Raw genomic sequence first — 24717 nt, forward strand, 5'->3', positions numbered from 1 at the left:
ACTTAAAAACCGACGCCAATCGTCAACGTCAGCTCATTGAATGTTTTTCCTATATAGTCGGTAGAAAAGGCTTCCGTCAAAGCATAATCCAACCGTGCATACCCCTTCATTCGATCCCTGAGCAACCGGGAATAGCAGAAACCGACATCCCCTCTGACACGATCTGTCGTCCAATATTCATATTCACGGTATAAATACCGGTCCAAGCTCGCCGGAGAGGTCTGGCTTTGCGAAGAATCATATTTTCCATCCTGCTTTTCATTTCCTCCGCCCGAAAGATATCCGATCCCTAAGAAGCAACTATATTGGTTGTTCCCTCTGATCAGGTTCCGGGAAGCAGAAACATCCAGATGGATTTGATGGATATCTTGTTTCCGGTAATTCGGATAAAGGGAAACCGTTTGCTTCCTTTCCTGGTAACCGGCAAATGCATTCAATACCCAACGGGGGTTTTCCTCCTCAATTCCTAAATAGGCGGTATATTCCCCTTTGATATTCCATAACGTTTGATCCAACATTTGCGTCTGTCCGATATATTTGATAATGGTATTGCCTGAAGCCTGGGTCTCTTTCCGGTATGAATTTTCATAATTGGCAAGCTGCTCCCGGCGGAGATTCAGAGAAAATGCATGCAATGCATTTTGCTTCCGAAATGACAAATTACCGCGATATTCCAGAATCTTCGAATCATGCTCGTCATATACAATACTTGTCGTCCCGCGTTTACCGTAGTATCCATCCCGTCCTTGCATACCCAACTCATTATAGAAAGACCATTCCGGGGTGATTGTAAAGTCTAATTGAAGGGAAACTCCATGGAACTCTTCGAAAAGCGGGGTTTTAGCATTCCCTTTCGTATAGCCGTCGTTATCACTGAAACGTTCCTGCTGTCCGTAAAAAGCGCCGAAATCGATCAAGGTATTAAACTGCTGATCCGTATTTCCGTACATATCAAACCTGATTTCTTCCGTCCTCCTTCGATACGAATAATTGACTCCCGCTGATAAGAAAGGAGTCAAACGGGATGCAACCCCAGCCGCTGCCGTCAGATCCATCTCTTTGTTTTCATGCCGCAAGTCACGGCGTTTCGCATAATTCGCAGCGGCATAATCCAGTTTTGCCCCGAAGATAATTCCTTTATAAACCTCCGCACTGAATGCGCCGACCAGATTGTAAAACTCCCTTCTCTTCTCTCCCCGGGTACTGTCTGCATACTCTACCAGATCGAACGGATTCTTATACGGATCGATGAAAGCCGAACCTCCCATGTTTTTTCCTTCAAAACCGGTATACCGGACTTCGCCGAAGAAGACGACTTTCGGGTTCAAACGATAGAGCGAACGGGCTTCCGCACCATACGCCAAGCTATTATCCGATTCGTAATAGTTAACCAGCTTTCCATTCTTCTTATTAAAAAAAGTTTCCGCGGTTGAAATATCAGGAATGGTTAATGATTGAAGCCCGGCTGCATTCGAAGATTGCAGCCAGGGATTCGATCCGTAGACATATTCATAGCTCTCCCACCCGGTCTTTTCCGATTGGGCCGATAAAGTGCACAATGACAGATAAAGACCGGCAAGAAATAACCAAAGTATGTTTATCTTTCTTTTAACCATCTGTCGGATATCCATTACAGACATTAATCTTTCAACGAAGCCCGGCTACGTTGATGAAAATCGTTGGTAGAATTGTTAGTATCCTTATAGACAATACGCGCTCCTTTTTTTATGGAAGCTTCCGCATCGATACCGCTCGGATCCGTCGATCCCTCTTGTTCCGAGGTCGTACCCAAGGAATAATTATAGACCAGCTTCCCGGAATTTTCTTCAATCGCTTCCGTTGCCTCCCTATCTACGTTGCGATATATAGAATATCCCACGCCGCTTATCATCGTAACATACCCGGCATCCACAGTCGAAGTAAGGCGTTTATATCCATCTACGCCCTGCCCTTTTACTTCAACTGCATCAACCACCCATTCAACGGGTACTTTTATGACAACCTGCGTCGTCCCCGGATAATTTTGCTGATTAGCCACATTCGCCGCATAGGCGGCAGGAGTCGTTCCTTCTGTCGAAAAAATAAAGAAGGCTGGAGAATTCACACTCAAAGGCCAAGCATTAGCGATACCGTAAACGGTTGAGGACAAGTAATGGTCGGTGGGAATCACTTCCGAAGGGGAAGGATAATAAGTCGTATTTTTGTATTGCCCTGAAACATCATAAGTACAATAATATTCCGCATTGGCAAAATTGATGGAGTTGCTATAGGTTACCGTGTTGTCCACCGCATTCTGAAGCGCAATGACAATCTCTTCCCCGGCTGGTATCGAGACCGTATTCTTAAAGTGCCAGATCGCATCTCCTGCAGGAATCCAGTTTTCCGCTTCATAAGAAAGTTTTCCATCCGTTCCGTAATATTTATTAGATGTTGTCATACCATAAGGTAAAGCTATTCCCAAAGCCATATTTTCAAGAGAGATCTCATTTTCCGAATTATTATAGAGAATTACATAAGGATCTCGCTGGAATTTACCGGAACCGTCATCTTTCTGGCAACCTCCGGCATATAATTCCTTGATAACAACGCTTCCCGCTTTAGAAGCAGTCAGGGATAATTCCACCGGTGTCGTAGCAACCCAATCCGTTCCAACGGAAATATTAGCCATACCATTCAACACCACAGAGCTTCCGCTGACCGAACGTTTGTCTGTTACCGTTGCCTGGTAAATTCCCACCGGTACGCTAAAGGTGGCCTCGCCGGAGACATTAGTAGAATCTTCATATGTCGTATTATTCCCTGTATTAACCAGTGTTACTGTTACATTTTCAACTGACTCATAATCGGAAGGATAAACCAGTTTAACAGTTACATCATATGTCTGATAATCACTCGGATCATCGTTATCACTACAAGAGACGCCCAACAATAAGGCGATAATCAGTAAAAATAATAATTTTGTCAATTTCATAATTTATATGTATTTAATAATTATATTATTTTCTATGCAATTCATAATTTTATCCGTAAGGTCAAACCATAATAAAAAGTCGGGATCAAAGAATTGTCATACAAAGTAGCCTCGTTTCCACTCTGCGAATATTTCACCTTGCTCATATTATTCAAAAAGTTATTCGCCAGAAAAGAGATTGAAACATACTCTCCCAATTCTTTTGTCACGCTCAGATTTGCCGAATAATAAGCGGATACATTCTGTGATTTAAAATAATAATTCCGGTTGGTCTTCAATACCAATTTAGCCAATTCGTTGAATAAAGCAGGATCATTCTCCTTAGCCCAAGCAAATTTCTCAGCAAAAGGTATCTTCGTTTCCATATCATCCAAACTGATATAATACTGGGGATAAACCGCTACATAATGATCTCCGGCATAAATATCGGTAGCTGTTTCCGAAGGGAAATAACTTTCGACATTATCAATAGGGAAGCCCCGCGTACCAAAAGACGATTCGCTTAAATTACGCGCATAATTAAGAAGGTTGCTCTCCAAACGCAGAGAAAGAATCATCCGGATCGCTGGGATATGGGTGGTTACCGAAAGATTATTCGTCAGCTTCTTAGACAAGCTCCCGTTGGAGACACTATTGCCTCCTTCATAGAAACCGATGTATTTATACAGATTGCCATCCGCCATATATTGGCTGGTTAGTAAATTAGCCTGCAGTTCTTTTTCGATTCCCTTATAATGATTGTAGGAACCATCGACGCGGAAAGAAGTACGGATGGAAGGGATCTGTCCGAAATCGACGATCCACTCCAACCCTTTCTTTGAGAATGCGCTGCCGTTCGCGTAATACGAATTCGACTTGGCGGTTAGTTTCTCTTTATAAACCAGTTGTTGGTCGGGATTCGCCCCGGTTTTATCGGATACCGTGACGATGCCTGTTTCCCGGTCGATGCTATAAACCCGGTTCATACTGGGAATCGGGAAATTATTTAATGCCGACTGGTCGGTCTGCTTATAAGTATAAGGAATATATAAGGTTCTTTGGATATAAGGATCCATCGTCCGGCTATGATAAGCGAGCAATGAAAATGTCACCTGCCCGGCCTTGCCGTTCCATTCCAATTCGAGTAGCCGGCTGCGTTGCCATTTCAGATCCGGATTGTATATGTTCGTACTCGGCATCGTATTATAAGCATAGTATACCGAACCGTCCGCCATCGTCCCAGGTGTGAAAGACAGCCGGTCGGTGTAGGTGGGGATTGGGTTCAGGATATAAGCAGAAGGTAGCTTCACCGCATCTCCGAAGCTGGCGCGCAACCCCATTTCGGAAAGCAAACTTTCCGGACGCTTCCAAAAGAGGTATTTGGCATTCAGCCGGGGAGAAAGGCTACTGACCGTACCGTATTCCGAACCGCTGATATACGTCATATCTCCGCGTAACCCGATCGAAAAGTCAAATTTGCGTCCTCCGGAAAGCGGGAGAGCCAAGGTTTCTTCCGCATAGACTGCCCAGTTATGGACGGCCGGTTGCTCGTCGTACCGGTAATCCCTATAGGTGGGAGCATAACGCATATCCGTATAATAAAGCCCCCGTCCTTCATTACTCGAACGGCTATAATCGATTCCCAGCATGAGACGGTGATTCAGTCGGCCGATTTTTCCGGCCTGGTTGGCCTTCAGCTTAGAAGTATAGGTTAACGGTTTATTATCATCCCGTCCGGTCGTATACCAATAGCCGGCAGGAATGAGGATAATTTCGGCATCGGGGTCGGTATCATAATCCGTCGCAATGAAATAGCCGGCCTTTCGGGCATGGATCGCGGCGGTAGCGCTCGAACTCGATTGATTCTTTTTTACTTCCGACAATTGGTCGGAGTAATTCAGCGTAGATAAAAATTGCAGATTAGTGATCCACGGTTTATTCAAAAGCCAATCTAAATCCAGGCTTCCCCGTATCGTATGATCCCGTTCCTTGCTATAAGTATCAGTAAAGGCATCGGGATCTGCTTTGGAGTCAAAGCCTCCCAGATTTCCGGAAAGCCCGAACGTCATGCGAAGCGGCGTTTTCCGGGTATTCCATGTATTGGAGTAAGTAAGCGATAAGTTATTACGGTCGTAGGCCGTATAGGGTGAAGCCAAATCGGAATTGGACTTTGTCCGTTCGAAGGCAGCATTTAGTACGCCTCTGTTATTTCCCAGATCAAACCCCTTGCTCAAAGAGAATGATTTAGTGTTCGGCTTGGTAACGGCGTTTATTTGCCAGGGCGATTTGCCTTTACGGGTATGGATCCGGATCAGACCGTTCGACAGGTCGCCGTGCTCTACCGATGGGACGCCGGTCGTGATCTCTATCGATTCGATGTTGCTCGTTCCGATATTCCGTGTATCGGCTCCCGTAATCCGGAGAGTGCTTGACGTCCTTTCAAGTTCTGCCGTTCGATCCGGGAACAGACTATTATCGGACAGCCTTACCCCGTCCACTTCGATTACCGTCCCGAACTCGGGCAATCCCATCTCGCCGCTTCCGTTGGTACGGATGGCGAAATGATCTGTGCTGGATCGCGAAACAGCCAAATTGGAGCGCCGGCTGGTTTGCCCTCCGGGAAGCAAGGCGGCAATCTCGGTCACATTCAGCACTTGCATCTGCTCCAATGCTGCCCGTCCGATCGTATAGGAAGTAGCCAGGTCTTCTGTCTTGCGTTGGGCTGTGACCTGCACTTCTTGCAGGGCCAAGCTGCTTTCCGACAAATAAAAGACTAAATCGTCCCGATCTTTACCAATGGACAAATGAAATGTGACCTTTTGATAACCCAAACTTGAGATGACGATCTCTGCAGAACCGGCAGGAAGATTCCGTATGGTAAAATTTCCTTTGTCATTTGTCATTACGGTTATCTCTTTTTCAGGAATGGACACCAATGCATATTCTACAGGAGTGTGGCGCTTTTCTTCCAAAACCTTCCCTGAAACCGTATAAGATTGACTAAAAACAGAAAGGATCACACTAAACAGAAAAATACAGAGAAATATACCTCTTTTCATTAATCAGGGAAAATTATTCAAGGGGGCGAATGTAGAAACATTCCTTCATCCCGTCAATACCCTATTTTAGGTATTTTCAATAGATTTTTAAACAATATAGGTATTGTAGGAGGAGAATAACCGGATAAAAAATCATACCTGTCATTCAGTGTATATCTAATGGATCTTCTTTCCCGGTCTTTTCCCGGATGTATTTGTAGATCTCATACTGCGCACGTACTTTCACCGGGCTGTCGTCGCGTTTATAGATATTGCGCAACGATTCATCCAGCCAGCAGGCTTTCACATTGTCCTGCAACTGGATATCCAGGATATGGAGGATCTCTTCTTTCAGTTCCGGCGTCAAAATGGGAAAAGCGGTTTCGATGCGCCGGTTCAGGTTCCGGTTCATCCAGTCGGCCGACGAAAGATAGAGGTCCTCTTCGCCGTCGTTATAAAAATACCAGATGCGGGAATGTTCCAGGAACATGTCCACAATACGCGTGATACGGATGTTCCGGCTATAAGGTTGGTTGGGAATTAAGCAGCAGATACCCCGGACAATCAAGTCGATCTCCACCCCCGCTTCACTGGCCCGGTAGAGGGCATCGATCATCCGCCGGTCATGAAGCCCGTTCATCTTAAGGATAATGCGTCCCTTCCGTCCTTCTGCTACATGCTCGGCTTCCAGCTCGATCCTCCGGAGTAATTCCGACACCATGTTGAAGCGGGCAACCATCAGATACCGGAAGTCGGGCATCTCCGCCTGGCCTTCCAGAATACGGAATACGGCTTTCACTTCCTCGATGATCTCTTCGCGGGCCGTCAACAAAGCCATATCCGAATAGATACGGGCGGTCTTTTCATTAAAGTTGCCGGTACTGAGGTAGGCGAAATCGGTATGTTTTCCCTTGATCTTGGAGGGACGGCGGATAATCACGGCCACTTTGGCGTGAACCTTCAGCCCGGGAATACTATAGATAATCCGGATGCCCGCCTGCTCCATCTGCTCTGCGGTTTCCAGATTGTTCTCTTCATCAAAACGAGCCTTCAGTTCGACAAATACGGTCACTTTCTTCCCATTCTGCGCCGCACTGATCAGGGTATTGACTACCGCCGAGTTTTCCGCCACCCGGTATTGCGTGACTTTGATCTCCTCCACCTTCGGATCGAAAGCCGCCTCCATCAGGAAGCGCAACAGGTAGTCGAACGACTGGTAAGGGAAGTGCAGCAAGACCTCCTTTTCCTTTACCGCCTTGAAAATTGACCCTTTCTCTTCGAGATAGTGTACGGGCATCGGCGACGGAATAGGTTGCTCCATCAATTTACCATACGGATTGGGCAGTTTGACCAAATCCTGGAGATTCATATATCGCCCGCCCTCAAGCAGGTCTTCCGGTTGGATATTGAATGCCTCGCAGATAAAGGACAGGAAGTCCGGAGGCATGGCATGATCATACATGAAACGACTCAATGCTCCGATTTTCCGTTTTTTCACCTCTTTCCGAAGGGATCGTACGATGTCTTTCTCCTTTTCCTCTTCCATATAAATATCGGCATCCCGTGAGATTTTGATACTGTAGCAAGACTCCACGATGTAACCGGGAAAGACGTTCGGTAGATTCGCCCGGATAATATCATCGATAAACATATAATAGTGAATACCTTCCCGCTCAGGCAATTCAATAAAGCGCGGCGTCTTGGCGTAGGGAATCTTGATCAGGGCGTAATGGCATGCATTTCCTGCGGCCGCTTTCTTGCGACGGCTCATGCGTACGACCAGATAAAGCCGGCGGTCGCGGATAAATGTGCGGATATCTCCCGCCTGAAGCAGTACCGGGGATAAGAAAGGGAACACTTCCTCATTAAAATAATTCCGTACGAAAGACTCATGAAAAGGCAAAGGTTTGCAATCCTGGTACAAATAAACCTGCCGGCAGCACAGCCCTTGAACGATTTCATCAAAGGTATGATAGAAATCCTTTTGTTGGCGCCTGACTTCTTCCGTAATGGCATTCAACGTTTCGACCGCTTCGACGACACTTTCCTCGGCGTAGATCTTCCTCATAATCACTCCCCGGTGTTCCGCCACCCGGATTTCATAAAATTCTTCCAAGTTGGACGCATAGATAGATAGGAACTTAATTCGTTCATAAACAGGAAGTTCATCTTCTTCCGCTTCCATCAACACACGCCGGTTAAACGACAACCAACTAACGTCACGTCCGAAATATTGATAATAATTCTGCATAGCATCGCGTCTAAGGTCCATAAATATAGGTACTTTTGTGATACAAATATACAAGAGATGCTTAAAATCGGACTTCTTTCCGACACACACGCCTGTTGGGATGATAAATACGGAAAATATTTCGCCGAATGCGATGAAATATGGCACGCCGGTGATATCGGCTCCGAAGAACTGGCGGCACGACTGGCGGCACTCAAGCCGCTGCGCGGTGTCTATGGGAATATTGACGGTCAGGAATTACGGATACAATATCCGCAAACCTTACACTTTACGGTGGAACAAGTAGGAGTCATGATGACTCATATCGGCGGTTATCCCGGCCGGTATGCCCCGGGCGTCCGAGCGGAACTGATAAAAACAAAACCCGATCTTTTCATCACCGGGCATTCACATATTCTGAAGGTGATTTACGACAAATCGCTGCACTGCCTTTGCATCAATCCGGGCGCTGCCGGAAAAAGCGGGTTCCACCAGGTGCGCACACTAGTGCGATTCGTCATCGATGGGAAAGCGATCAAGGATCTGGAAGTAATTGAGTTGGGCAACCGCTGGGATTAGATTCCTTTGCAGCAATATTGTTCCGCCAACAGGATGGTGCTTTGCATATAGGGGTATTCTTTCTCGAAATATTCGCTGAAGACTCCATGTTCCAAGTTATCCTCGATCTGTTTGCTTGTCCACAGCTTGCCGCCTTCCGGCTTACAGGCATTGAATTGTTCCTCATTCTGTGTACAAATCACATAAAGGGAAATCTGCTGGTTGACCTTCTCATTCCGGAACGAATAGCGGATCAGGAAACGGGGTTTGCTGATTTCCTTCAAACGATCGGCTCCGATAGTTTCTGCTACCGCCTGGTCGATAGTCTGATGAAACTGTACATATTGGTGGAAAGGAAAGTCCAGGACCCCGGGAGACACCAGTTCACTCTCATCCCGTTTCACAAGATAAAGCATATTGCGATAGAGCAAGGCTACCCGCACGACCGGATGGCGGTATATCTGGTTCTTGCGCCGGAGGCTTACCGACTTAGCTACCCGGCCGATCACTTTTCCCCGGTCGTCCAATACCGGTATCCAGGTCTCCTGGTGCAGTTGGCGCTTCATCATATAGAGACGGATCTGCTCATAAACAATAATAGTTATGCCGATAGCCACTCCTAACTGTCGGAAAAGAAAGCGTTCGATCGTCATCGAATGCATCGTCTCCGGCAGGATTATGTATAGCAGGATGGCAAACAAATGAAGCGTATAGATATTCTGGACGATCTGTGCAATATAAAAAAACTCTCCCAAAGCATTGCGTAAAGGAGAACGGTTGGTCTTTCCCGCCTGATGTTCCTTGATGCGTTTCATGATGAGCCGGCGGAAAAAAGAAACCAGGGAAAGCACGACCACTAACAGAAGCTCCGTAATCAAAGCGGAATAGAGATAAAGCATCGGCTCCAACTTTGAAAACAGGAATAGAGAATAAAGGACCAGGGTAATAGCAGACGGCAAGAGCATAAATTGATAAACACGCCCCCTGTACAGACCGTAAAACAGAAGATAACTGAAAAAACAGAAGATAACTCCTATGGAGAAAGATAACAAATAAGGAAAGTAGTTATTCAAAAACATGAATAACAACAAAGGCAAAAGACCTCCCGCCTGATTCGTAAGCCCCCGTCGTATCTCTTTTATAGTTAATTGTTTCATTCCACATTTCCTTTGCTATAAAACAAGCAGGCAGGTGGAATGTTCAGTCAGTTAAAGATACTTTTCGGCATGATAGGAAGAGCGCACCAAAGGACCGCTCTCCACTTTCGAAAAACCTTTCTCCAAGGCTATCCGACGATAGGTTTCGAACTGGGCAGGACTAATATATCCGGACACCGGTACACTCTTGCGGGAAGGTTGTAAGTACTGCCCGATGGTCAGGATCGAAACGCCGGCCTTCAGTACATCATCCATCAAGGCGTATATTTCGCCTTCTTCTTCTCCCAATCCGACCATAATGCCGGTTTTGGCTCTCACGCCTCTTTCCGCAATATGCGCCAGGACGGCCAGGCTCCTATCATAACGCGCAGCACTCCGGATTAATGGAGTCAGCCGGCGAACAGTCTCCATATTATGGGAGATGACTTCCGGCGCCGCATCGATTACCAAATCCACCAAGTCCAAACGTCCCTGAAAATCGGGGATCAGCACCTCGAGCGTTGTTCCCGGATTGGCGGCTTTGACGGTGGCAATCGTACGCACCCAATGCCCGGCTCCCTGGTCGGGCAAGTCGTCCCGGTCGACGGAAGTGATCACCGCATGTTTCAGGCCCATTAGCCGGATACTTTCGGCCACCTGCTCCGGTTCTTTCCGGTTCAAGGGCAATGGCCTACCGGTTAATGTATTACAGAACTTACAAGAACGGGTACAAATATCCCCTCCGATCATAAAGGTCGCTGTTCCCCGGCTCCAGCACTCCCCCATGTTGGGACACTTTCCGCTCGAGCAAATCGTATGGAGGCCATGCTTCTCCACAACACTTTTGGTTTCGGAAAAGCGTTCACTACCGCCTAACCGTATCTTTAACCAGTCGGGTTTACGTACATGTTCCGCCATTAGAGATGATCGAATAGGAAATTAGACATTCTCGTATATAGATGATACCGGGTGTTTCCTCCGTGAATGCCGTGATCCCGGTCGCGATAGAATTGCATCTCGAATTGTTTGCCGGCTTGCACCAAGGATTCCGCATAATCCATCGATTGCTTGAAATGAACATTATCATCCGCCGTCCCATGTACCAAAAGAAGCCTTCCCTGCAAATTAGCGGCCAACTTTATAGGTGAAGTGGCGTCATAGCCCTTCTGGTTTTCCTGTGGCGTACGCATATAACGCTCGGTATAAACCGTGTCGTAATACCGCCAATCTGTAGGAGGCGCCACGGCAATGCCCGCTTTGAACGTACCGTTGCCGACACTCATCGACATTAGGGTATTATATCCACCGAAGCTCCAGCCCCAGATAGCGATCCGTTTACCGTCGACATAGGGTAATTTGGCCAACGCCTGGGCGGCTTCCACCTGATCTCTGGACTCTAATTCCCCCATCCGAAGATAATTCGATTTGCGGAAGCCGACTCCCCGGGCGCCGGTTCCCCGTCCGTCCACACAGACAACAAGGATGTCGTTCCCCGCCAGATATTGCTCCCAGCCGAAGTTGTATTTATCCAGAACTTCCTGCGAATTGGGTCCGCTGTATTGTACCATCAATACCGGATATTTCTTGGATTCGCTGAAATCTTTCGGTTTTACGATCCAGGCATTTAGTTCGAATCCCGAAGCCGTCTCCACCGTAAAGAATTCTTTGGGTGAATAACGGTAACCGGCCAGTTTCTGTTTCAAAGCGGCATTGTCCTGCAACGTCCGCAAAACTTTGCCCGTTTTGGTTTCATGCACTGTGATCTGCATAGGCTCCCGGACATTGGAATAGCGGTTGACGTAATAGGCAAAGTTCGCACTGAAATCAGCGGCATTCGTTCCTTCCTGCGTGGAAAGTTTTGTTTTCTTGCCTTTCGTATCGATCCGGTAAACGGAACGGCGCAAAGGACTCTCTTCCGCCGACTCATAATAGACCGCCCCGGTTTCCGTATCCCAACCGAGCAAACGCGTCACATCCCAATTCCCGCTCGTCACCTGGCGCAGCAGTACCCCCGTGGGAGAATAAAGGTAAACATGGGCGTAACCATCCTTCTCGCCGACATAGGTAAATCCCGTATTATAAAAACGGATTGAATTCAACCACTCGGAATCGATATACGTTTCACTCTGGTCGTTTAAAATCAACCGGGAAACACCACTCTTCGGATTCGTATAATAGAGGTTGAATTGGTTTTGCGTACGGTTCAGTGTCATGACCGCCAATTGGTCCGGATTCGTCGTAAATGTAATGCCGGGAATATAATATTCTTCCTTTACCGGCAGGGTAAGCGTCTTTATATCTTTCGTTTCTATGCTATAGGAATGAAGCGTGACCTTCGAGTTCTTTTCTCCGGCTTTCGGATATCTGTAATTATAAAAACCGGGATAATAATTTTCCCCATAGATTTGCATCGAATACTCGGGAACTTCCGTTTCATCAAAGCGGACGAACGCCAGGTATTCGCTGTTCGGCGCCCAGGCCATCAGGTTGGTAATGCCGAATTCTTCTTCGTAAACCCAATCGGTTGTACCGTTAATTATCTGATTGGGAACCCCGTCTTTCGTTATCTGCACTTCACTGTCGTAATCGAATTTCTTCAACCAGATGTTATTGTTCACGACAAAGGCACACATCCGCCCATCGGGTGAAAAGGTCGGAATCATGATTTTCTCTTTTGATTCCGACAACGGTTTCACCAAGTTCCGGCGCACATCATAATCATAGACCATTGCCCTGAAGGAATGGCGATAGATGGGCTCCTTTTCGTTCCACACAAGGATACGATAACCCGTCGAACTGATATCATAGCCCTCGATTTTATCAAACGTGCATTCACGCGCCGTCTTCACATCAAATAATGTATCCACCGGTTGGCCGGTACGGTAAGAATATTTCACGATCCTATTCCTATCTTTATTCAAAACCGTATAATGTTCACCATCAGGCAAGGAACGAAGCTCGCCGATGGAAGAAATCTGGTTAAAAGCACCATCCGTCACCTCTTTCAAATCAATACGCTTATTTCCGTCCTGTGCCGTCAAACCCATGGCAAACAATCCTGACAGTAAAAAAGCCAAACAGAATCTATTCATAATTCCAAATGTTATTGTCCTTGCAAATTTAGTATAAAAACTCTAACATCACGCTCTCCCCCTCCGTACTTATACTTTGTTAGATTTCTTTCTCTAAAAAATCTCTTAAACAAAATATTTAAAGCGTTTTTATCCATCTATAAATGAGCCCTTTGATTATTAAAGATAATCATGTAAATTAGCATTAGATGGAAAATGAAATAAATAAACTGCCGACAGGTCTAATTCCCGTTAATCACTATCTTTGCCCCGGAATGGCGGAAACGAAGGCATATCATGAATTCGGGGACTTCCTGCAACAACGGTTTCCCGGGAAAGTACAAAAAATTTCCATCCACGCGGGTTTTACCTGTCCGAACCGGGACGGGTCGAAGGGCTGGGGAGGCTGTACCTATTGCAATAACCAGACTTTCAGTCCGGAATACTGCCATACCGAGAAGAGTATCACCAAACAACTGGAAGAAGGGATCCGGTTCTTTTCCCGGAAATACCCGGAGATGAATTACCTGGCTTACTTTCAAGCCTATACCAATACGTATGAGGAAATGAGCCGCCTGGTGCAAAAGTATGAAGAGGCGCTGGCCTATCCGAAAGTCGAGGGACTAATCATCGGCACCCGCCCGGATTGTGTTCCCGACGAGCTGCTGGAGTATTTCGAAAGCCTTTCCAGGAAAACATTCGTCCTGATCGAATACGGATTGGAAAGCACCCTGAACCGTACGCTCGAGCGGATCAACCGGGGCCATACGTACGAGGATTCCGTTTCGGCTATTCTCCGGACAGCCGGAAGAGGTATCCCTGCCGGCGCACACCTGATCCTCGGACTGCCAGGCGAAAGCCGAGAGGAAATCCTCTCCCACGCCGACCGGCTATCGGAATTACCGCTCACCTCGTTGAAACTACACCAACTGCAATTGATTAAAAATACCCGGATGGGTAGGGAATATGCCGGACATCCCGAAGCATTTCACCTGTATTCCGTGGAAGAATACATCGATCTGGTCATCGATTTCATGGAACGGTTACATCCGGCAATTGCCGTGGAACGTTTTGTCTCCCAATCCCCAAAAGAGTTGCTTATTGCACCGGCCTGGGGATTAAAAAACTTCGAATTCACCGCCAAAGTAAAGCGCCGGTTCAAAGAACGCAACACATTTCAGGGGCGACTTTACTCTCCACGTTCCTGATCATTTTCAAGGGAAAGGTTTCCCCGGTAACTGATTCCCTGCCGATTGGCAGGCCTGGCTTGAATGGAGGCGCTACCATTGGAAAATACCTGAATATTGAACTCATGGACTCCATCCTGCGTTCTTGTCTTAAAGCGGACTTGCGCGGTTCCTTTCTCATCAAAAACAAGCGTATAATCGCTCACCGGTTCCTTGAAAATCATGCCGCTTCCTCCCCCGTAAGGTACACTGTATGCACGTCCGAAATAAGGAAGGTAGGAAAAGACCGAGTCATTCCGGATCTCCAGCGAATAGGGGGAAGTGAGATTGACCGAGCGTCCCTGCATGGGCAATGCCCAATCCACATCGATTTCGTAGTTCCCATTCTCAAGCTTCATCTTCACCTGTTGTTCCTTCTCCGCCTTTTTCTCCGCTTTGCTCTGCGCACAAAGGGACTGCCCTCCCACCAGGAGAACAATCCCCATAAAAACAAATAACCTAATTTCTCTCATAACCTAACTCCTAAACCTACTTAATAATAAGACAACGATTCCCACCGAAAGGTTTAACTGACAATTAATTTTAACCATTCCGGGAAGTTTTTGAGAAAAATATAAAAAACAAAGGGTAAGAACGGATTCCTACCCCATAAAAAAGAAGCGCCTTATCCCGAAAGATAAGGCGCCTCCCCTATTTAATATCTAATTAATGATTAATTTACTTAACCACTGCTTTTACAGCTTTTTCACCTTCTACGGCTACTACAACCACACCCTTAGGTACGGAGATGGTAGCTTGGTCGGAAGAAAGAACCGTGTTGGCAACTGCCTGGCCTAAGATATTGCTGATCGTTACCTTCTTGCCTGCAGCGTTGAAGATCGTTACGTTTCCGGCACCACCTACAACCGTTACATCGGTAGCAGAGATTCCTTCGTTAGCAACAGGAGCTTCGCTGGATACTTTGACGTTGAATTTTTCAGCATCTAAGATAGCTTCTTCATAGAAACCACGGCTGATTACAGGTACACCATTCTGGATTTTTACCCAACCACCTACAAGCGGAGCAACGTCATCACCATAATTAGAAACGCCAGTTGTACTTGGTGTCGGATTTGCACTTGTACGGAATTGATTTTCAGATTCGATCAAGAATGTCTGAGTAGGATCCGTTGTAATATTGTTGATCAAACGGAATTGCCATACAGCATCTTTATGCTTGTTGTCACCTAACTTGTAGAGACGAGCCTTAGACTCACTCTTTAAAGCGGCAAAATTAATTGTCTCAGGAGAGAATCCCGGCTGGAAGATAAACAAGCTGTCGCCCTTACGAACGCCTTCTGCAAATACCAAGCGATCCCATTTCGTATTCCATTGATAATCTTTTACATTCTTAGCATCGACTCCATATTGAGTTGCATTGATCAAGAACCAAGCTCTCGTTGTATTAGGAGCAATCACTTCCGGACGAACAGCTACCAAATATTGCGGTTTCACAATACCTGTACCTCTGTTGACATAAGCAGTATCTACCAAGAAGCTATAGCCGCGTTGGATACCGTCATTTTCCAAAAGTGTCTTGTTACGAACACCTAAGAAGTTGATACTTGTATCAGCTAAACCATATTCACCTTCTTGCAAGTGTGCATTTTCATACAATACATCTGACGGTTCTCTTTCGCGGAAGAATTCCAATGTATCTACAGCCGTAGCTATTTTTCTATACAAAGGATCATCGTTCGGTTCAACGGCAAATGCAGAAGTTCTGATTTCAGTAATCGGATTTACCTTTGCATAAACATTGTTATCATCGATAGCAACTTTTACGAAACCATTATGATATTTTACAATATCCAATGTAGTCGTATCTACCAATGCATAGAAAGACTTACCATCCTTGTAGTTGTTTTCTTTCAGGAAGAATACGGAAGCGTCAGCTTCGTCATTAACCAAGGTGTATCTGTCGTTAGCAAAATCAATAGCGACAAATTTACCAGCCTGATTGAACTTATAAGAATCTTTTATTTTCAACTTATAAGAAACGCGTTTCAATTGAGCAATACCAGAAATAGTCTTACCGTAGTTAACGAAAGAAGCGCTTTGCGGTACTAATTCGAAAGAAGTCTTATCTTCACCTACGTAGATTAAAGTATCGTTTTTGTCATTTGTAACTTCCAGATATTTCTGGTCGTTGAATTGATGCAGATAATTGAAGCTATATACATAAGTCTTATATTCCTGATTTGCCAATCCGATAGCTTTGTAGCCTAAGAGACTATCTTTCTTAGCAGCATCAGAAAGTGTTGTAAATGCAGATTTTACGCCTTCAAGGATTACATCCTTACCTGTAATAAGTTGTAAAGAGTTAGCTAAAACGATATCCTTATATTCACGGTTCGTAATCTTTATCGGTGAAGTTTCAGCATATTTAGCACTTGTTCTCGTTTTTTCTACTACCCATTGGTAAGCCGGCAAACGGGAAGGTTCTACATTTGCTTCCAAATTAACCCAAAGAGCTTTAGCCAAAGTAGTTGTAGAAGAATCCGTATAAATCGGAGCAGCTAAGTATTTACCTTCTGCATTCTTAATGAAGTATAACCCGTTAGCAAGAGTTGTTCTGTTATCACCTACATTTGAACATCCACCNGATACTTTGACGTTGAATTTTTCAGCATCTAAGATAGCTTCTTCATAGAAACCACGGCTGATTACAGGTACACCATTCTGGATTTTTACCCAACCACCTACAAGCGGAGCAACGTCATCACCATAATTAGAAACGCCAGTTGTACTTGGTGTCGGATTTGCACTTGTACGGAATTGATTTTCAGATTCGATCAAGAATGTCTGAGTAGGATCCGTTGTAATATTGTTGATCAAACGGAATTGCCATACAGCATCTTTATGCTTGTTGTCACCTAACTTGTAGAGACGAGCCTTAGACTCACTCTTTAAAGCGGCAAAATTAATTGTCTCAGGAGAGAATCCCGGCTGGAAGATAAACAAGCTGTCGCCCTTACGAACGCCTTCTGCAAATACCAAGCGATCCCATTTCGTATTCCATTGATAATCTTTTACATTCTTAGCATCGACTCCATATTGAGTTGCATTGATCAAGAACCAAGCTCTCGTTGTATTAGGAGCAATCACTTCCGGACGAACAGCTACCAAATATTGCGGTTTCACAATACCTGTACCTCTGTTGACATAAGCAGTATCTACCAAGAAGCTATAGCCGCGTTGGATACCGTCATTTTCCAAAAGTGTCTTGTTACGAACACCTAAGAAGTTGATACTTGTATCAGCTAAACCATATTCACCTTCTTGCAAGTGTGCATTTTCATACAATACATCTGACGGTTCTCTTTCGCGGAAGAATTCCAATGTATCTACAGCCGTAGCTATTTTTCTATACAAAGGATCATCGTTCGGTTCAACGGCAAATGCAGAAGTTCTGATTTCAGTAATCGGATTTACCTTTGCATAAACATTGTTATCATCGATAGCAACTTTTACGAAACCATTATGATATTTTACAATATCCAATGTAGTCGTATCTACCAATGCATAGAAAGACTTACCATCCTTGTAGTTGTTTTCTTTCAGGAAGAATACGGAAGCGTCAGCTTCGTCATTAACCAAGGTGTATCTGTCGTTAGCAAAATCAATAGCGACAAATTTACCAGCCTGATTGAACTTATAAGAATCTTTTATTTTCAACTTATAAGAAACGCGTTTCAATTGAGCAATACCAGAAATAGTCTTACCGTAGTTAACGAAAGAAGCGCTTTGCGGTACTAATTCGAAAGAAGTCTTATCTTCACCTACGTAGATTAAAGTATCGTTTTTGTCATTTGTAACTTCCAGATATTTCTGGTCGTTGAATTGATGCAGATAATTGAAGCTATATACATAAGTCTTATATTCCTGATTTGCCAATCCGATAGCTTTGTAGCCTAAGAGACTATCTTTCTTAGCAGCATCAGAAAGTGTTGTAAATGCAGATTTTACGCCTTCAAGGATTACATCCTTACCTGTAATAAGTTGTAAAGAGTTAGCTAAAACGATATCCTTATATTCACGGTTCGTAATCTTTATCGGTGAAGTTTCAGCATATTTAGCACTTGTTCTCGTTTTTTCTACTACCCATTGGTAAGCCGGCAAACGGGAAGGTTCTACATTTGCTTCCAAATTAACCCAAAGAGCTTTAGCCAAAGTAGTTGTAGAAGAATCCGTATAAATCGGAGCAGCTAAGTATTTACCTTCTGCATTCTTAATGAAGTATAACCCGTTAGCAAGAGTTGTTCTGTTATCACCTACATTTGAACATCCACCGATACCAAATGAGATATGAGTATTCTGTTCAGCAGCAACTGTTACAATGCGAATTTGGTCTGCTTTTACCAAATCCTGAACGGATACAAATAAATCAGTAGTAGCAGGAGCATCTTCCCAAGCACCTGTAGTCGGTTTATAACGAACTTCAGCAACCTGAATAGTCAAACTATCATTAGAAGGATAATAAACTAATTGGAATTCAGATTGTTTTGCAATTTTTGGAGCAACCTTTCCGAATGCATATGCCAGGAATTGAGTTCCTTGAGCATTTACATAACTGGTATCAACACGCAGCGTATCGTTTGCAGTACTTCCTTTAGCAAATTTAACATAACCTGCAGTTGCAGCATCTACCGCTTTCAAACCAACTTCTGAGAAAGGATTTTGTGCTGACGTTTTATTTTTGTCAGGATTGAAAATCAATTTCTGAGTACCAGCTTCCTTTGTTCCGAGAACTGTGTTAAATTCAGCAGCTGTCAACACACGAGATGCAGCACTAGCCAAGTTGAATGTCAATAAAGTATTAGTAACAGCCGGAGCAGCTGTTCCTTCCGGAGCTTCCACAATTTCTACAAAAACTTTACCTGCTCCGTCTGTCGTCAAGACAGCAATCGTGTCGTCCTTAATATAAGAAGCTAAATAGTTAGGAGTAGCATCCAAGCTGGTTTTATACTTGCTTGAGAATTTCCACTCGAAAACATCGCCATCACTTACAACAGCAGGGAAAACCTTCTTTCCATCAACAACAAAGCTATCGATGTTTACGCTTAAATAGGTCTCAGCTCCTTTATTGGTAAAAACAAACTGGGGGAATAAAGATGCACCCGGTTGTTCTGCTTTTACACACCATAAAGAATTAAAGAACTCAACATTTGCGGCAGAAATAGTAGCTGTATCACCCACGAAGAGTGTATCGCCCTCCCCTACATATAAGAGATCTTCCGTACCACTCAATAAGTGATACAAGTAGCTCTCATTAAGAGGCCCCGTTTCCTTTTGGGGACCTGCAGGTGCCGCCGCAATTGCTGTAGAAAACAGCAGAGCAGCACTCGCTAATAAAGTAAAAAACCTTTTGTTCATAATTTTAACCAATTAATATTAATACTAAAAGTAAATAAATTTTGATCTTTAATGCCCATGTAACAGGCCAATGCCTCTAATCAGGCAACCAGCCCCCTACACTTTCCATGACGACAAATATAGATATTCCCTTTGTGTTTACAATAGAAAACGTTCTATTTTTTACAAACATTGTTTGTTTCTTATCAAAAAACGGGGTATTCCAGTACGAAACCGCTGTTTTTCCAGACGAAACCATCGTTTTCTCCCCTCTTATAGCTCTATTCCAAAGGATAGACGGTACTTAAATGGTGAAAAAGCCTCCGATTCTTCCCGATAAAGCGAAAGGAGGAAGTCTCTTTAATCCTATCGCCTCCTTTGTTTACAAAACTAAACAAAAGAAGGATATTCCTCCATTCAAATAAGTATTATTAACAAAAAAAGGAGACCTTATGCCTTTCTTTCTTATATAAAAACCTTTTGAAAATTCATAACTATGAACGCGTGCATTCATAGTTATGATTGCACAGATTCATAGTTATGACTGAATTTGTTCATAGTTATCAATTTTTAAGCCGACAAGCGATGATTTTTATGCATCTTCCCTGAAAAAGAAGCATACACCTTTTTTCCGTCCAAGACAATGCGAAGACCATTACATTTTAAATATGTACGCACGTACATAATTATATAAAGAAAGGCGAGCCGGGAGGAAATAACTTTTTTGCATAATGCAAAAAAGCGTAATAACGGGAAACACGTTCAGGAATTGGCGATGAGGCTGATCTTGTTGGCGGATTCCCGCTTTTTCGCATTTACCAAATCCGCATAGATCTGCGTGGTAGTCACGTTCTTGTGCGTGAGCATCTTGGAAACGGTATAAATGTCTGTTCCCAAGGCGATCTGGAGGGTGGCGAAGGTATGGCGGAAACAATGGAAAGTAATTTTCTTCCGAATCCCCGCCTGCTCCAACCAGCGTTTCAGAGGTACGCGGGTCATGGAACGCTGCAAACCTTTGAAGACCTTGCCGACAGACCGGGAGCCGCATAGAGCCAGAGCTTCGTCGCTGATCGGGAGCGTAGCCTCCGTTTCCGTTTTTTCCGTGCAGAGGCGCATGCAGAAACCGCCTTCCGATGCCGGAAGGATCTCCTCCCAGGTCAGTTGAAGGATGTCGCTGATCCGCAGCCCGGTCAGGCAGGAAAAGAGAGAGGCCTGCTTTAGTACCGGGACGTCGCAAGGCGTTGCGGCCAGATGGCGCAATTCCTCCAGGGTAAGATATTCCTTCCGGACGTTTTTCCGCTCAATCCCTTCCAGAAATTCGTTCAGGTTCTCCCTCATTTTCTTCTCTTTATAAGCGATCTTCAGTAAAGAACGGAAAATGGAATAATAGCTGGCGGCCGAATTCCGGGAGACCGGCAGGTGGGCGTGGTTCAACTGTTTGGCGTTTAGCAGATAGTCCCTGAAGCGTCGGCACAGTGCAACGTTTACGTCGCCGAAGCTGCAACGGTTGTTCACGAACCGACGGAAATGGGTGTGGACGACCATCCATTTAACGCCCTTTGCAAAGGCGATCCGCTGGTAATACTCCAGAAAGTCCTCCTTCGACTGCCTCTTGTCCAAAAAACCATACTCTTCATTGATGATCGAAGTGACGCGCATGCAGCGGATCACTTCGGCTTTGTCGAGCATCTCTTTGTTAAACTTCTTCTGCCATCCGGTTTGAGGAGTTTCATAGACGTAAATACCTAGGCTTTCCCAACGGGTCATACGCATGGTTTGCGGGTCGCGGACGGGAGGGTAAAAATCCAGATATAAGGACTTTTGTCCTTTGGAAACAGAACGTTGTCGTAGAGTTACTTTAGTATTTCCCATAATTCATTTTAAAACATTTAATAAATGTACGAAATCCAATAAATAAGTTTTTGTCGATTTCCTTTCTAAAATCAAAATACATGATTGTCAAATTTTCCATTGGCATAATTGTTCGAAAATATTTCTAAAAAAGAAAACCTAATATACCCTTTCATTTTCCGTCATGGAAAGTGTAGAGGGCTGATTGTCTGATTAGAGGCATCCCTTCGTAGCAAAAGAAATGAAAATCGAAATTTATTTACTTTTAGTATTAATATTAATTTAATTGATTATGAACAAAAGGTTTTTTACTTTATTAGCGGCTTTGACACTGCTATTTAGCAGCGGAATAGCCAATGCAGCACCTGGTGATTTTACTGCGGCTCCAAAGTTTGAGAATGGGAAAAAGTACTTTCTTGCGAGCACTGCGGCCGACAAATTCTTAACGGCTGTTGCTCCGGTTGTTAATGAACCTTACGGAACCGTAAAGTTTGGGAATGAACCTGCTAGCTTAGAGCAATTTCGCTTTGCTCTGTGGACGGTAAGTGTTACTGCCGGACAACAGGGAGCTCCGTCAAAACTCAAATTCATCAACGTGGCTACCGGTCGTGACTTGGTTGTCGCTCCAAATGCTACAGCCGGCGCTGAGTTACCATTGAAAGGAACGATTAAAGAATGGATAATCGACGCTAACGGAATTTACTCTTATTTTAATACCGACTCTATTTATTTCTTAACGCTGGATGGTGCTAATTTAGGAGTGGCTAAAGGGTTAACAGCAGATCTTACTTCCGCGAATAAAGCCTTAGTGCTCAAGCCTTATACTTATGCTGTCAATAAATCTCTTGTGTTAACAGCAGACGATCTGAATACTCAATTCAGACAAATAGCAGGAACTCCGGATGCTAAATCTTCTTTTAATTTGAAGTTTGAAGATCCGAAGGGTAAGAATAATCTACTCACGAATTACTTTACCAAAAAAAGCTTGCATGCAGAGCAAGTTGGTAGTTCAGAGTATGTAACCTTGAAAGCAGATACAACAGTTGGCAAAGCTAAAAAAGAAGCTTATGTTGTAGTTGATACAGCATATATTCCGGGAACTGAAGCCAACTTGCTTGCATTTAATTATGATAGCATAAATGCTGCCAACCGTAATACAAAATCATATAATTTCAAATTTACATATAATCCTTCTTCTGATTCTATAGCGATCGCTATCGAGGAGTATTATACAAAACAATCTACAGCATCTAATGATATCTTCTGGTACGGAACGCCGGTGACCAATGCAAATTTTGTGCGTATAGCTTATCTTGTTAATGGATACGTGATTACTTTAGGTACTGATGCAGCTCGCTTCCAAACAACTGATGCTACTGCAGCAAAAACGGCAACCACAAAAGAAACTGGTATATACCTGATCCAAAAGAAGACGGCCATAAACGGTGGAGAGTTGAATGATGCTTATCTGGTTGTCAATCTGGCAGGAAGTGTTGAATACAGACACCAGGGAGGATATCAGGATTTTCAATATCTTCCTTCCGCTCAATGGGTTATCACTAAAGAAACAGAGTTGGAAAATTCTACTATAAAAATTCAAAATCGTGAATATGACAACAAGAGCGAATCGTTTATCCAATTGTACAAAGTCGGTGATACTTTCGAAGCTACGACGAGTCTAACAGGGTCAGCGGCAATAGACACTCTTGTCTTTATCCCCGTAACATCCCTGAAAGATAAGAGTTTAGGCTATTTCAATGTAACAGGAGATGCCAATACACTAAAAACGAAATCGTTTACTTTTAAACATTTTGTTCCGGCGAACGAGAATGCTTATTTAGTCGCTTCTACGGGAAAGGATACGGCAGTATACGTTTCTTCCTCTGAGGACGGAACGCCATTCCAATTGGTAAGAGTTGGTAGTGCTACAGCATATGGCGCTGATGCAATTAAAGATAAATCCGTCCGATTGGAACGCTATAAATATAATGTTAAAGTGTATGATCCTGCGAAATTTGACGCTACAGAGGTTTATATCGGCTTTGATGCCACAGCGGGGAAATATGTGACTACGAAGAAACCTGCTGACGCTGTAGTCTTTGATCTGAAATCATATTATGCAAAGGACGGAAAAGAATATTATACATTAATTGATGCTACTAACAAAGTTTCCGTTAAGAGCGATGATATACTAAAACTCTATTTGTATAAGGAAGGTTTAGGTGCAGAACCTGTATCAACCTTCGCTTTAGGAGAAACAACTCATGATTTGTATAAAAAATTTGCTACCGACAATAATGCCGATACATTAAGATTCGTCCGTGCAAACAATAGGGCTGAAGTATTGTATGAAAGCGCACATAACTATGGAGTGAAAGCCCAAATTGCCTTCTTGGGAGTTGGTAAACAAGAGGATTTGGAAAAGGAGACAATCAAACATGGCGGTTATTCATTCCTGGTTGATACAGCCTATACAAATAGTAATAAACAAATTAATCCTCAATATTTGATTGCTGTAACGACAGATAGTCTTCCTTCTGCTACAAAGAACTATATCTATGGTCAGTATCTGATTAATGCAGTTGATTCTGCAGCTAAAAGTGACGATTATAAATGGAATAACCACACCCGTTTAGCCTTTGTTGATGCTGTACGTCAAAAAGATTCTTTATTCATCCTGAACGGTTACAAACCTGTCATTAATAATGGACTCATTGATCTGGCTGCTTTGAAAAAAGCAACAGGTGTTAAAAAGCTTGACTTGACAAAAGCTGCTGATAATAAAAATGTAGTATGGCAATTCCGCTTACTTAAAGATGGATTGAATGACTTCCTTATTGAATCAGCCAATATTGTTGCTCCGACTACGGGCGCTAACTGGGTGAAAATCCAGAATGGAGTACCGGTTATAGTAGCTAGTTATGCAGAAGCTGAACTTTTCAATGTAGACGAGAGCAGCGAAGCTCCTGTTGCTAACGAAGGAATCTCTGCTACCGATGTAACGGTTGTAGGTGGTGCCGGAAACGTAACGATCTTCAACGCTGCAGGCAAGAAGGTAACGATCAGCAATATCTTAGGCCAGGCTGTTGCCAATACGGTTCTTTCTTCCGACCAGGCTACCATCTCCGTACCTAAGGGTGTGGTTGTAGTAGCCGTAGAAGGTGAAAAAGCTGTAAAAGCAGTGGTTAAGTAATTAATCAAATATATCTTATGGTAGGCGCCTTGCCCTTTCGGGGGTAAGGCGCTTCCTTTTTTAGATTAAAATAAAAACCACGTTATATTCCGTTTGCCAATTAAAATGC

At 44.1% G+C, this 24717-nt stretch carries 13 protein-coding genes; 3 read left to right on the forward strand and 10 right to left on the reverse strand.

Translation table 11 applies throughout. The annotated features are described in order from the left end of the window. Positions 1-2 precede the first annotated feature (2 nt). The 4 genes from BQ8014_RS17455 to ppk1 form a co-directional block, all read right to left on the reverse strand. On the reverse strand, positions 3-1616 hold the full coding sequence (locus BQ8014_RS17455; protein WP_080906042.1) for a DUF6850 family outer membrane beta-barrel protein: 1614 nt from the start codon (positions 1614-1616) through the stop codon (positions 3-5). Positions 1617-1639: 23 nt separating this feature from the next. Beyond that, positions 1640-2971: a DUF4876 domain-containing protein gene (locus BQ8014_RS17460; protein ID WP_080905476.1), complete on the reverse strand. Its 1332-nt coding sequence runs from the start codon at positions 2969-2971 to the stop codon at positions 1640-1642. Positions 2972-3012: 41 nt separating this feature from the next. Continuing rightward, entirely contained in the window at positions 3013-6009 is a 2997-nt protein-coding gene (locus tag BQ8014_RS17465) for a carboxypeptidase-like regulatory domain-containing protein (RefSeq protein ID WP_080905477.1), read from the reverse strand. Positions 6010-6154: 145 nt separating this feature from the next. After that, the gene (ppk1, locus tag BQ8014_RS17470; protein WP_080906043.1) at positions 6155-8239 is read right to left on the reverse strand and encodes a polyphosphate kinase 1; all 2085 of its coding nucleotides are present in this window, start codon (positions 8237-8239) and stop codon (positions 6155-6157) included. Positions 8240-8296: 57 nt separating this feature from the next. Here ppk1 and BQ8014_RS17475 point away from each other — a divergent pair, with 57 nt between their 5' ends. Continuing rightward, a complete protein-coding gene (locus BQ8014_RS17475; protein ID WP_080905478.1) occupies positions 8297-8797 on the forward strand; it encodes a metallophosphoesterase family protein in 501 nt (166 codons plus the stop codon). On the opposite strand, the gene BQ8014_RS17480 is transcribed toward BQ8014_RS17475, so the two are convergent. The 3 genes from BQ8014_RS17480 to BQ8014_RS17490 are packed head-to-tail and all read right to left on the reverse strand — an operon-like array spanning position 8794 to position 13004. Further along, complete coding sequence (locus BQ8014_RS17480; protein WP_080905479.1) at positions 8794-9933, reverse strand: hypothetical protein; 1140 nt, start codon at positions 9931-9933, stop codon at positions 8794-8796. The genes BQ8014_RS17475 and BQ8014_RS17480 overlap by 4 nt on opposite strands. A gap of 51 nt (positions 9934-9984) precedes the next feature. Next, positions 9985-10830 (reverse strand): lipoyl synthase, encoded by an 846-nt coding sequence (gene lipA, locus BQ8014_RS17485; RefSeq protein ID WP_080905480.1) that lies wholly within the window; start codon positions 10828-10830, stop codon positions 9985-9987. After that, entirely contained in the window at positions 10830-13004 is a 2175-nt protein-coding gene (locus tag BQ8014_RS17490) for a S9 family peptidase (protein ID WP_080905481.1), read from the reverse strand. The genes lipA and BQ8014_RS17490 overlap by 1 nt, the downstream gene beginning before the upstream one ends. A gap of 254 nt (positions 13005-13258) precedes the next feature. Between BQ8014_RS17490 and BQ8014_RS17495 the strand changes: the two genes are divergently transcribed. Next, positions 13259-14191, forward strand: a complete 933-nt coding sequence (locus tag BQ8014_RS17495) for a tRNA modification radical SAM protein MnmL/YtqA (RefSeq protein WP_080906044.1) — start codon at positions 13259-13261, stop codon at positions 14189-14191. On the opposite strand, the gene BQ8014_RS17500 is transcribed toward BQ8014_RS17495, so the two are convergent. The 3 genes from BQ8014_RS17500 to BQ8014_RS17510 form a co-directional block, all read right to left on the reverse strand. Then, positions 14173-14682 (reverse strand): DUF4251 domain-containing protein, encoded by a 510-nt coding sequence (locus tag BQ8014_RS17500; RefSeq protein WP_080905482.1) that lies wholly within the window; start codon positions 14680-14682, stop codon positions 14173-14175. The genes BQ8014_RS17495 and BQ8014_RS17500 overlap by 19 nt on opposite strands. A gap of 205 nt (positions 14683-14887) precedes the next feature. After that, positions 14888-19585: a DUF6383 domain-containing protein gene (locus tag BQ8014_RS17505; protein WP_080905483.1), complete on the reverse strand. Its 4698-nt coding sequence runs from the start codon at positions 19583-19585 to the stop codon at positions 14888-14890. 741 nt (positions 19586-20326) lie between these two features. Beyond that, positions 20327-21436, reverse strand: coding sequence for a site-specific integrase (locus tag BQ8014_RS17510; RefSeq protein WP_080905484.1), 1110 nt, complete (start codon positions 21434-21436; stop codon positions 20327-20329). 271 nt (positions 21437-21707) lie between these two features. Between BQ8014_RS17510 and BQ8014_RS19820 the strand changes: the two genes are divergently transcribed. Further along, complete coding sequence (locus BQ8014_RS19820) at positions 21708-24608, forward strand: DUF6383 domain-containing protein (protein WP_234998083.1); 2901 nt, start codon at positions 21708-21710, stop codon at positions 24606-24608. Positions 24609-24717: the final 109 nt, after the last annotated feature.

The sequence above is a fragment of the Parabacteroides sp. Marseille-P3160 genome, assembly GCF_900162725.1.
Classification (GTDB): domain Bacteria; phylum Bacteroidota; class Bacteroidia; order Bacteroidales; family Tannerellaceae; genus Marseille-P3160.

What these genes read in the sequence shown, in the direction of transcription:
- BQ8014_RS17480 (WP_080905479.1), bottom strand. Translation starts at nt 9,933, where the DNA reads ATGAAACAATTAACTATAAAAGAGATACGACGGGGGCTTACGAATCAG.
- BQ8014_RS17455 (WP_080906042.1), bottom strand. Translation starts at nt 1,616, where the DNA reads ATGGTTAAAAGAAAGATAAACATACTTTGGTTATTTCTTGCCGGTCTT.
- BQ8014_RS17495 (WP_080906044.1), top strand. Translation starts at nt 13,259, where the DNA reads ATGGCGGAAACGAAGGCATATCATGAATTCGGGGACTTCCTGCAACAA.
- BQ8014_RS17490 (WP_080905481.1), bottom strand. Translation starts at nt 13,004, where the DNA reads ATGAATAGATTCTGTTTGGCTTTTTTACTGTCAGGATTGTTTGCCATG.
- BQ8014_RS17500 (WP_080905482.1), bottom strand. Translation starts at nt 14,682, where the DNA reads ATGAGAGAAATTAGGTTATTTGTTTTTATGGGGATTGTTCTCCTGGTG.
- lipA (WP_080905480.1), bottom strand. Translation starts at nt 10,830, where the DNA reads ATGGCGGAACATGTACGTAAACCCGACTGGTTAAAGATACGGTTAGGC.
- ppk1 (WP_080906043.1), bottom strand. Translation starts at nt 8,239, where the DNA reads ATGCAGAATTATTATCAATATTTCGGACGTGACGTTAGTTGGTTGTCG.
- BQ8014_RS17460 (WP_080905476.1), bottom strand. Translation starts at nt 2,971, where the DNA reads ATGAAATTGACAAAATTATTATTTTTACTGATTATCGCCTTATTGTTG.
- BQ8014_RS17465 (WP_080905477.1), bottom strand. Translation starts at nt 6,009, where the DNA reads ATGAAAAGAGGTATATTTCTCTGTATTTTTCTGTTTAGTGTGATCCTT.
- BQ8014_RS17510 (WP_080905484.1), bottom strand. Translation starts at nt 21,436, where the DNA reads ATGGGAAATACTAAAGTAACTCTACGACAACGTTCTGTTTCCAAAGGA.
- BQ8014_RS19820 (WP_234998083.1), top strand. Translation starts at nt 21,708, where the DNA reads ATGAACAAAAGGTTTTTTACTTTATTAGCGGCTTTGACACTGCTATTT.
- BQ8014_RS17475 (WP_080905478.1), top strand. Translation starts at nt 8,297, where the DNA reads ATGCTTAAAATCGGACTTCTTTCCGACACACACGCCTGTTGGGATGAT.